Raw genomic sequence first — 9,814 nt, 5'->3', positions numbered from 1 at the left:
ATGCATGAAGCGCTCACCGCTGGGCAACAGCAGGTGCCCACCTTCGCCGCGAATGGCCTCGGTGACCAGAAAACTTTTGGCCTTGGGGTGGTACAGGCAGGTGGGGTGGAACTGCATGAATTCCATGTTGGCCACCCGGCAGCCGGCCCGCCAGGCCATGGCGATGCCGTCGCCGGTGGCCACATCCGGATTGGACGTATACAGGTACACCTTGGAGGCGCCGCCGGTGGCCAGCACCACGGCTTTGGCCAGAATGACGTCGGTTTCGCCGGTCTCGATATTGTGCACATAGGCGCCGCAGCAGCGCTTTTCGCCGTGGTGCTCCTGCAGGATCAGGTCCACGGCCACCCGATATTCGAAGCGGGTCACGTTGTCTTTTTTACGCACCTGGCCGATCAGGGTGCCGGAGATGGCCTTGCCGGTGGCGTCGGCGGCATGAATGATGCGGCGGTGGCTGTGCCCGCCCTCACGGGTCAGGTGGTAGGGCAGGGCGCTGTCGTTATCGCCGGTCAGTCGGGTGAAATCCACCCCCAGATCGATCAGCCAGCGGATCGCATCCGGGCCGTTTTCCACCGTGTAACGGACCGCGTCATCATGGCACAGGCCACCCCCGGCCACGTGCGTATCGGCCACGTGACTTTCCAGGGAATCTTCCTGGTCCAGCACCGCGGCGACGCCGCCCTGGGCGTAATAGGTGCTGGCGCTGGTCAGCTCGCCTTTGGACAACAGGGCGATCCGGCAATCATCGGGCAGGCGCAGGGCGGTGGTTAATCCTGCCGCTCCGGAACCAATGATGAGTACATCGTGTCGGAAGGTGGCCATGAACAATCCTTAGAACGCCCGAACAAATGTTCAAGCAATGTGAAATGGGTATGCAAAACAGCCCCATAGTATAGCCGGGACCCTCACACCTGCTACAATGGCCCGCTTTAATTGGTCATAGACCCGATTTGCCCATTCACCTCGGCAACCCGGGTTCCGATGCGACCACAGCCATGTATCCGCGTTTCGCGAAAGATCCGGGGGATCGGTGTCAGACGAAGAGTTGGTCAAGAAAGCCAAAACCGGCGATCAGCGTGCCTTTGAAGTGCTGGTACGCAAATATCAGCAGCGTATTTTCGCCCTGATCAGCCGTTACGTGCGTGACTCGGATGAAGTGCAGGACGTGGCCCAGGAAGCCTTTCTCAAAGCCTGGCGTGCGTTGCCCCGTTTCCGGGGTGACAGTGCCTTTTACACCTGGCTTTATCGTATTGCCGTGAATACCGCCAAGAACCACTTGGTGGCCGCTGGTCGGCGTCCGCCGGGTTCCGACCTGGATGCGGCCGAGGCCGAGCAATATGCCGGAGCAGAAATGCTGCACGAGATTGGAACCCCGGAGTCCCTCGTGTTGTCACAGGAGTTAGAGGCAGTTATCCATGAAGCCATTGATGAGCTGCCCCATGAACTGAAAACTGCCGTTACCCTGCGGGAATTCGAGGGCCTCAGCTATGAGGACATTGCGGCGGTAATGGAGTGTCCGGTGGGTACGGTTCGTTCCCGTATCTTCCGGGCTCGGGAAGCAATTGATAATGCTGTGCGCCCACTGCTGGGCTCCCAGCGTGGCGACAAAGGGTGAGTGTATGAACAGGGACCTGGAAACACTGTCCGCTTTCCTTGACGGGGAAACCAGCGAGCTGGAAACCCGTCGGGTCATGCGTGATATCGACAATGCGGATCTGGATGCATTGTCCCGCTGGCAGCTGGCCCGGGATGTGATGCATAAGCAGTCCACCATGAGTGTGCCGGCGGGCTTCAATGCCAGCCTGTCTGCGGCGCTGGCGGCTGAACAGGCGCCGTCCCGTCGTCCGGCCTGGTTGGGCAGTGTGAGCCGGCTGGCTGTTGCCGCCTCTGTGGCTGCTGCCACGGTGGTGGGCTGGCAGAGCTGGGATGCGACCCAGTCTTCCGGTGCTGCGCCGGTGATGGCGTCGGCCCAGGACAGCCGCATGAGCCGCCCGTTTGCCGAGGCGTCGCTGGTATCCCGGTCTTTCACCGCCAACAATGCGGTGGTCACACCGGCGGCCCAGGTTCAGCCCCGCGGTAACGATATGCTCCTGCGGCACAGCGAGTTTGCTGCCCGCAACAGCGGTCAGGGGATGATGCCTTTTGCCCGTCTGGTGAGTATGGATGCCCGCAGTGGAGCCCGCTAACGGATGATGCTGCGCGCACTCGCCCTTTCCCTGTCTCTTTGTTCGCCTCTGGTTGCGCTGGCGGAAGCATCGCCGGCGCACGACCAGCTCCAGGCCATGGCCGAGGCCAATCGTTCCCTCAATTATACCGGCCGTTTCCTCTATCAGTTCGGTGCGGAAATCAGCACCATGGAAGTCAGCCACGCGCTGATCGAAGGCCGCCAGTACCAGCGTCTGACCCATCTGGATGGTCGCCTGGTGGAGGTAATCCGACGTGGTGACGAGGTGCTCTGTCTGCACCCGGACCGCAGTCTTACCCGTCTGAGCAGCAAACAGATGGGCCCCCTGGCCCTGGGCGACCGCCTGGCCAGTGATTTGCCGGAGCAATACAACATCCTCATTGATGGCGATGGCCGGGTAGCCGGGCGCACGACAACGCGTATGCGTGTGGCTCCCCTGGATACCCACCGTTATGGTTATCGCCTGTGGCTGGATCAGGAATCCCGACTGCTGCTGAAATCCGAAGTGGTGGATGGCAGCGGTGTGGCCCTGGAGCGGGTGGAGTTTGTCACCCTCAACCTGTCGCCGCAGCTGGGCCTGGACCACTTCGCAGTCCCGGAAGCCCGCCATGAAAAAGCCCTGGCGCCGGTGCCGGATTCCCATCCCTCCCTCACATTGACGGTGACCCCGGAGTGGTTGCCCGCCGGTTTCCGTGCCATGGAGCAGGACTGGCGACAGGCGACCACAGACCGTGCGCCGGTGGCTGCCCGGGGCTTCAGCGATGGTCTGGCCGCCTTCACGGTGTTCGTGGAAGCCATTGGCGAGAACAGCGTGGAAGAAGGCGTCAGCCGGGTCGGGCCCACGGTGGCCGTCAGCCGCCGGCTGGCCGCCCCCAGCGGTGTCTATCTGGTGACTCTGGTGGGCGAAGTGCCGCAGAGTACAGCGCTGCGCGTCATCGAGGGCATCAGCGTCAGGGAAAATCAGCCGTAATGCTGCTTGAGCAAGGCACAGTAGTGGCGGTGGAAGCTGACGCTATCTGGGTGGAGACCGTGCGTGCCTCCACCTGCGGTGCCTGCAAGGCCAAGGCCGGATGCGGCCACCATCTTGTGAATCAACAGCAGAGTGGGCAGCGTGCCCATCTGCGCGTTCCTGTTTCTTCTCGTGAGAGTCACCAGGTTGGCGATACCGTGCAACTGGCACTGCCGGAAGGGGCCCTCATGCGTGGCGCCTTGTGGGTCTATGGCCTGCCTCTGGCACTGTTGGTGGCCGGAGCCGTGCTGGGGACCCTGCTGCCAGTGACGGCCTTTGACGCCTCGGCCCTGTTTGGCATGGGCGGTCTGGTGCTGGGGTTTGTGATCAACCGTGTACTGAGTCGACTGGCCAGTCATAATCGGGCCTATCAGCCGTATCTGGTGGCATCCGGGGACGACGGTTGCCAGGCGGTGGTCGTACAGCCTGCAAAATAAAAGGAGAGCCCAATGAGCGGATTTCAGCGAGTGGCAACACTGTGTCTGGTGATTTTCACCGGTCTGCTGGTGGCCTGCACCGAGCCGGAGAGCCAGGCGCCCCGGGAGCGGGCTGAACCCCTGGTGACCGGACTGCCGGATTTTACCCGCCTGGTGGAAAAAGAGGGCCCGGCGGTGGTGAACATCAGCACTATCACCCGCCAGGATGAAGACTCGGTCCGTGACCAGCTGGAGCAGCTGCCGGAATTCTTTCGCCGTTTTTTTGAGCAGTTTGGTGGTGAAGACGGCGTGCCCTCAATGCCGCAGGAACGGGAGGCCCGTTCGCTGGGTTCCGGGTTCATCATCTCCGCGGATGGCTATGTATTGACCAACAATCATGTGGTGGCCGAGGCGGACGAAATCATTGTGCGCCTGCAGGACCGTCGCGAACTGAAAGCGGAACTGATCGGCGCCGACGAGCAGAGTGACCTGGCTCTGCTGAAACTGGATGGCGAAGATCTGCCGGTGGCCAACATCGGCTCCTCCGAGGATCTCAAGGTGGGTGAATGGGTGCTGGCCATCGGGGCACCTTTCGGTTTCGACAGTAGCGTCACCGCCGGGATTGTCAGTGCCAAGGGCCGCAGCCTGCCCAACGACAGCTATGTGCCCTTTATCCAGACAGATGTGGCCATCAACCCGGGCAACAGCGGTGGCCCGCTGTTCAACCTGAGCGGGGAAGTGGTGGGCATCAATTCCCAGATCTTCAGCCGTTCCGGTGGCTACATGGGCGTGAGCTTTGCCATTCCCATCGATATGGCCATGGACGTGGTCAGCCAGATCAAGGAACACGGCAAGGTCAGCCGCGGCTGGCTGGGTGTGCTGATTCAGGAAGTGGATCGGGACCTGGCCGAGTCTTTCGGGCTGGATCAGCCGAAAGGGGCGCTGGTCTCCCAGGTGCTGGAGGGCTCTCCCGCCGAGGCGGCCGGTGTACAGGCCGGCGATATCATCGTCTCGTTCAATGGCGAAGCGATCTACCGGTCCTCCGAATTGCCCCGCTGGGTGGGCCGGGTTACCCCGGAAACGGAAGCGTCCATGGTGGTGATTCGTGATGGCAAGGAAAAGGAACTGGAGGTGACCATCGGCCTGTTGCCAGACGACCCGGAGATGGCCTTGCGTGGTGGTGGCGGCCAGGCCGCACCGGACGGCGCCAATGCCCTGGGGCTGAAAGTCCGCGCTGCCAGTGCCACGGAACTGAGCCGCCTGGATCTGAAAGCCGGGGTGATCGTCACCGAAGTGGGTGATGGCCCGGCAGCGAAGGCCGGCATTGCCAGCGGCGACATTCTGGTCACCCTGAACAACAAGCCCGTGAATGACCCGGAGTCCTTCAGTGAGGTGGTGGCTGGGCTGCCCGAGAGCGGCACTGTCGCCGCCCTGATCAACCGGGACGGCAACCCCCGCTTCCTGCCCATCAAGCTGCCCTGAGGCTAACTGTTGTTGGAGCTATGCTTGCATGGCGAATCGGGCCCTGGCCCTTCCCGTGCAAGCGCTCCTGATGGCCGGGCGCACAGCGGATGGCCAACTCCCGTGCAACCCCCTCCCGTTCAGGCTAGAATCGCGCCCCACTGCGTGCCGTTTTCCCGGCAACACCCTTTTGTGCAACAGGCCCTATGACTGACATCAAGAATATTCGCAACTTTTCCATCATCGCCCATATCGACCATGGCAAATCCACCTTGGCGGACCGTTTTATCCAGGTCTGCGGTGGCCTGACCCAGCGCGAGCTGAAGGAGCAGGTGCTGGACTCCATGGAGCTGGAACGGGAGCGGGGGATCACCATCAAGGCCCAGAGCGTGACGCTCTACTACAAGGCCCGGGATGGGGAAACCTACCAGCTGAATTTCATTGATACCCCGGGGCATGTGGATTTCTCCTACGAGGTCTCCCGCTCCCTGTCGGCCTGTGAAGGGGCCCTGCTGGTCGTGGATGCGGCCCAGGGCGTGGAAGCCCAGTCCGTGGCCAACTGCTATACCGCCATCGAGCAGGATCTGGAAGTGCTGCCGGTCTTGAACAAGATCGATCTGCCCCAGGCCGAGCCGGAGATGGTGATCAACGAGATCGAAGAGATCATCGGCCTGGATGCCCATGATGCCTGCCGGGTGTCCGCCAAGACCGGCGTCGGTGTGGATGATCTGCTGGAACAGCTGGTGGAGCGTATTCCGGCCCCGGAAGGGGAGCGTGATGGCGATATGCAGGCACTGATCATCGACTCCTGGTTCGATAACTACCTGGGCGTGATCTCCCTGGTACGGATGAAGCATGGCCGCCTGAAAAAGGGCGACAAGATTCTGGTGAAATCCACCGGCCAGACCCACGTGGTGGACCAGCTGGGCATCTTCACCCCGAAACGCACCGAGACCAAGCACCTGGAAGCCGGGGAAGTGGGCTGGGTGAGTGGCAGCATCAAGGACATTCATGGGGCGCCGGTGGGCGATACCCTGACCCTGGCCAAGACCCCGGATGTGCCGGCACTGCCGGGCTTCAAGAAAGTGAAGCCGCAGGTGTATGCGGGCATGTTCCCGGTGAGTGCGGATGATTACGAAGATTTCCGCGATGCCCTGGCCAAGCTGACCCTGAATGATGCCTCGCTGTTCTACGAGCCGGAAACCTCCGATGCCCTGGGCTTCGGCTTCCGGGTGGGCTTCCTGGGCATGCTGCACATGGAAATCATCCAGGAGCGCCTGGAGCGTGAGTATGATCTGGACCTGATCACTACCGCGCCCACCGTGGTCTATGAAATCGTCTTGTCCGATGAAAGCGTGCTGTACGTGGACAACCCCTCAAAGCTGCCGGAAGGCAACAAGATCGAGGAATTCCGCGAGCCCATCGCCCGGGTGAATATCCTGGTGCCCCAGGAGTTTGTGGGGAACGTGATCACCCTGTGTGTGGAGCGCCGGGGCTCGCAGATCAACATGCAGTACCTGGGTAAGCAGGTAGCGCTGACCTACGACATTCCCATGGCGGAAGTGGTGCTGGATTTCTTCGATCGCATCAAGTCCGTGAGCCGGGGCTTTGCCTCCATGGATTATGCCTTCGAGCGCTTCGAAGCCACCAAGCTGGTGCGGGTGGATGTACTGATCAATGGCGACAAGGTGGACGCCCTGGCCATGATTTGTCATCTGGACCAGTCCGCCTACCGGGGCCGCGCCCTGTGCGAAAAGATGAAGGAACTGGTGCCGCGCCAGATGTTCGATGTGGCCATCCAGGCCGCCATCGGCAGCAAGATCATTGCCCGTCAGACCGTCAAGGCATTGCGCAAGAATGTGACCGCCAAGTGTTATGGCGGTGACGTATCACGCAAGAAAAAACTGTTGCAGAAACAGAAAGAAGGCAAGAAGCGCATGAAGCAGGTGGGCAATGTGGAAATCCCCCAGGAAGCGTTCCTTGCAGTACTCAAGGTGGATGATTGATGGATATTGATATCGGTTTTTGGCTGTCCCTTGCGCTGCTGGTCACCGTTGCGATCTGGGTTATCGACAAGGTCTTCAAGCTCAAGCAGAAGGGCGGGCGCGTGGAAGGCGCCGTGGAGACCTCCAATTCCCTTATCTCCGTTTTCTTTGTGGTACTGGTCATTCGCTCATTTATCGTCGAGCCGTTTACGATCCCCTCCGGTTCCATGCTGCCCACCCTGCAGGTGCACGACTTCATCCTGGTGAATAAATTCGCCTATGGCCTGCGGTTGCCGGTGACCAATACCAAAATTGTCGAGACCGGTGAGCCCCGGCGGGGCGATGTCCTGGTGTTCAAGTTTCCGGAAAACCGCAGCCAGAACTTTATCAAGCGTGTGGTCGGGTTGCCCGGCGATACCGTTCAGGTGAAAGACAATGTGGTCACAGTGAACGGCGAGCCGATTCAGCGCGAGTTGGTGCGCGAGTGGGAAGGCTCCGGGGCCTGGCGGCGTGAGTATGTGGAACAGCTGGGGGACAGCCGTCACCTCATCTGGCAGGAAGGCAAGATCAACTCCTTTACCGGCCGCAAACTGCCGCAAAGCCGCACCCAGGGCGAATGGCAGGTGCCGGAAGACGCCTACTTTGTGATGGGCGACAACCGGGATAACAGTAACGACAGCCGATTCTGGGGTATAGTCCCGGAAGAGCTGGTGGTCGGCGAAGCATTCCTGATCTGGATGCATTGGGAACCGATCTTCTCCATACCCAGTTTTTCCCGTAATGGCGCCATAGACAAGGTGGAGGCGAATTAATAATGATGACAATGCCATCACAGCAACGTGGATTTTCGTTAATCGGTTGGGCGGTGATCCTGCTTGTGGCCGTGGTTCTCGGTACGGCAGCACTGCGAATGGTGCCCGCGTACATGGAGCACAACACGATTTCATCGTCGATCAAGTCGTTGATGCAGGACAGCAAGACCGCGCTGATGTCTCCTCGTGAAGTGCAGGATGCCCTCAACAAGCGCTTTAAAATCAACCAGGTCAACGTGATCAGCGCCAACGACCTGGCGATCAGCAAGGAAGGCGGCATTCTCAAAATCAGTACTGATTATGAGGTTCGCGAGCCCATGTTCTACAACGTCAGCATCGTGATGACCTTTCAGGACGAGTTCAGCAAAGACGTTCGCCAGTGAATAATGATCTTGATCGTCTGATGGCCCGGTTGGGCTATCGGTTCAATGATATTGAACTCCTGGCGCTGGCACTGACTCACCGCAGTGTCAGCCGCCATCGTAACTACGAGCGCCTGGAATTCCTCGGCGATGCCCAGCTCGGGCAGATTATTTCCGTCGCGCTTTTCGAGCGCTTCCCGGACGCGGCGGAAGGGCAGCTCACCCGGATGCGAGCGTCGCTGGTGCGCGGCCAGACTCTGGCGCTGGTGGCCCGCGAGCTGGGGCTGGGGGACTACCTGGTGCTGGGCGGAGGGGAGCTGAAGAGCGGCGGATTTCGTCGCGATTCCATTCTGGCAGATGCCCTGGAAGCGATTATCGGCGCTATCCTGCTGGATGGTGGCGAATCGCCGTGCCGCAAGGTGGTGCTGGACTGGTTCGATGAGCGGCTACGCATCATTACTCCGCAGAGTGCCCAGAAAGACGCCAAAACCCGCTTGCAGGAATGGCTGCAGGCCCGCAAATTCGAATTGCCTACCTATCAGGTCACCCAGGTGGAAGGGCTTGCCCCCAAGCAGACCTTTGAAGTGACCTGTGAGCTGGAACAGATGCAACAAACTTTCAAGGCTCAGGGAGCCAGCCGTCGCAAGGCTGAGCAGCAGGTGGCGGCCAATGTCCTGAGCTGGCTGGAGCAGCAGTATGACTGACGTAAAACCGACCCGCTGTGGCATGGTGTCCATCGTTGGCCGGCCCAATGTGGGCAAGTCCACCCTGATGAATCACCTGATCGGGCAAAAGGTCAGCATTACTTCGCGTAAGCCGCAAACCACCCGGCACCGCATCCACGGTATTCATACCCGGGATCACTACCAGATCATTTTTGCCGATACCCCCGGTATCCATACCGGTCAGGACCGGGCTCTCAACCGGGCCATGAACGACGCTGCGGTTTCTACGCTCAGCGGGGTGGATGTGGTCTGCATGATGGTGGACGGCCTCAAGTGGACCCCGGCGGACGAGCATGTGCTGTCACTGTTGCCACAGCACCCGGAGATGCCGGTGCTGCTGATCATCAACAAGGTAGACAGCCTGGACGACAAGGCCCAGCTGCTGCCACATATCGAGACCCTCAACGAGCGATATCCCTTTGATGCGGTCGTGCCGGTATCTGCGCTGCGGGAACAGAACCTGGAAGCGCTGGAAAAAGCGCTGGTTGAGCGTTTGCCGGAAGGCGAATTCTGGTACGACGAAGATCAGCTCACCGACCGCAGTCTGCGTTTTATGGCGGCAGAAATCATTCGTGAGAAAGTGGTGCGCCAGCTGGGCCAGGAGCTTCCCCACCAGGTCAGCGTGGAAGTGGAAATGTGGGAAGACGGCCCGCGTATCACCGAAATCTCCGCTGCAATCCTGGTGGAGCGCCGTGGCCAGAAAAAGATTCTTATTGGCGACGGCGGTGATCGCATCAAGCAGATTGGCACCCAGGCCCGGGAAGATATCGAGCGTCTTATCGAGCGCAAGGTAATGCTGAACCTGTGGGTGAAGATCAAGGCCGGCTGGTCCGATGATGCCCGGGCCCTGCGTTCCCTT

The 9,814-nt window shown here is 60.4% G+C and carries 11 protein-coding genes; 10 read left to right on the top strand and 1 reads right to left on the bottom strand.

The annotated features are described in order from the left end of the window. The coding region (locus A3714_RS06210) for an FAD-binding protein (protein WP_156493832.1) at nucleotides 1–822 on the bottom strand (822 nt) is incomplete at its 3' end. Nucleotides 823–1,030: 208 nt separating this feature from the next. Between A3714_RS06210 and rpoE the strand changes: the two genes are divergently transcribed. The 10 genes from rpoE to era all read left to right on the top strand — a co-directional run. After that, complete coding sequence (rpoE, locus tag A3714_RS06205) at nucleotides 1,031–1,615, top strand: RNA polymerase sigma factor RpoE (protein ID WP_062816396.1); 585 nt, start codon at nucleotides 1,031–1,033, stop codon at nucleotides 1,613–1,615. Nucleotides 1,616–1,619: 4 nt separating this feature from the next. Next, a complete protein-coding gene (locus tag A3714_RS06200) occupies nucleotides 1,620–2,186 on the top strand; it encodes a sigma-E factor negative regulatory protein (protein ID WP_063508147.1) in 567 nt (188 codons plus the stop codon). A 3-nt stretch (nucleotides 2,187–2,189) separates the two neighbouring features. Further along, nucleotides 2,190–3,155 carry a MucB/RseB C-terminal domain-containing protein gene (locus A3714_RS06195; protein WP_082810802.1) on the top strand — a complete coding sequence of 322 codons (966 nt, stop codon included), beginning with the start codon at nucleotides 2,190–2,192 and terminating at the stop codon, nucleotides 3,153–3,155. Next, a complete protein-coding gene (locus A3714_RS06190; RefSeq protein ID WP_063508148.1) occupies nucleotides 3,155–3,631 on the top strand; it encodes a SoxR reducing system RseC family protein in 477 nt (158 codons plus the stop codon). The genes A3714_RS06195 and A3714_RS06190 overlap by 1 nt, the downstream gene beginning before the upstream one ends. A gap of 12 nt (nucleotides 3,632–3,643) precedes the next feature. Then, nucleotides 3,644–5,092, top strand: coding sequence for a DegQ family serine endoprotease (locus tag A3714_RS06185; RefSeq protein ID WP_062816399.1), 1,449 nt, complete (start codon nucleotides 3,644–3,646; stop codon nucleotides 5,090–5,092). A gap of 185 nt (nucleotides 5,093–5,277) precedes the next feature. After that, nucleotides 5,278–7,077, top strand: coding sequence for a translation elongation factor 4 (gene lepA / locus A3714_RS06180; protein ID WP_062816400.1), 1,800 nt, complete (start codon nucleotides 5,278–5,280; stop codon nucleotides 7,075–7,077). Beyond that, nucleotides 7,077–7,868 (top strand): signal peptidase I, encoded by a 792-nt coding sequence (gene lepB, locus A3714_RS06175; protein WP_063508149.1) that lies wholly within the window; start codon nucleotides 7,077–7,079, stop codon nucleotides 7,866–7,868. Before lepA ends, lepB begins: the two co-directional genes overlap by 1 nt. 2 nt (nucleotides 7,869–7,870) lie before the next feature. Beyond that, a complete protein-coding gene (locus tag A3714_RS06170) occupies nucleotides 7,871–8,251 on the top strand; it encodes a DUF4845 domain-containing protein (RefSeq protein WP_231866008.1) in 381 nt (126 codons plus the stop codon). Beyond that, complete coding sequence (gene rnc / locus A3714_RS06165) at nucleotides 8,248–8,934, top strand: ribonuclease III (protein WP_063508150.1); 687 nt, start codon at nucleotides 8,248–8,250, stop codon at nucleotides 8,932–8,934. Before A3714_RS06170 ends, rnc begins: the two co-directional genes overlap by 4 nt. Further along, the coding region (gene era / locus A3714_RS06160) for a GTPase Era (RefSeq protein ID WP_063527157.1) at nucleotides 8,927–9,814 on the top strand (888 nt) is incomplete at its 3' end. The genes rnc and era, both read left to right, overlap by 8 nt.

The sequence above is a fragment of the Alcanivorax sp. HI0007 genome (assembly GCF_001635525.1).
GTDB lineage: Bacteria > Pseudomonadota > Gammaproteobacteria > Pseudomonadales > Alcanivoracaceae > Alcanivorax.
This window is presented reverse-complemented; position numbering and strand designations above follow the sequence as displayed.

Coding starts and splice junctions, on each gene's coding strand:
- A3714_RS06200 (WP_063508147.1), top strand. CDS start 1,620: ATGAACAGGGACCTGGAAACACTGTCCGCTTTCCTTGACGGGGAAACC.
- A3714_RS06195 (WP_082810802.1), top strand. CDS start 2,190: ATGATGCTGCGCGCACTCGCCCTTTCCCTGTCTCTTTGTTCGCCTCTG.
- A3714_RS06190 (WP_063508148.1), top strand. CDS start 3,155: ATGCTGCTTGAGCAAGGCACAGTAGTGGCGGTGGAAGCTGACGCTATC.
- A3714_RS06185 (WP_062816399.1), top strand. CDS start 3,644: ATGAGCGGATTTCAGCGAGTGGCAACACTGTGTCTGGTGATTTTCACC.
- lepA (WP_062816400.1), top strand. CDS start 5,278: ATGACTGACATCAAGAATATTCGCAACTTTTCCATCATCGCCCATATC.
- lepB (WP_063508149.1), top strand. CDS start 7,077: ATGGATATTGATATCGGTTTTTGGCTGTCCCTTGCGCTGCTGGTCACC.
- A3714_RS06170 (WP_231866008.1), top strand. CDS start 7,871: ATGATGACAATGCCATCACAGCAACGTGGATTTTCGTTAATCGGTTGG.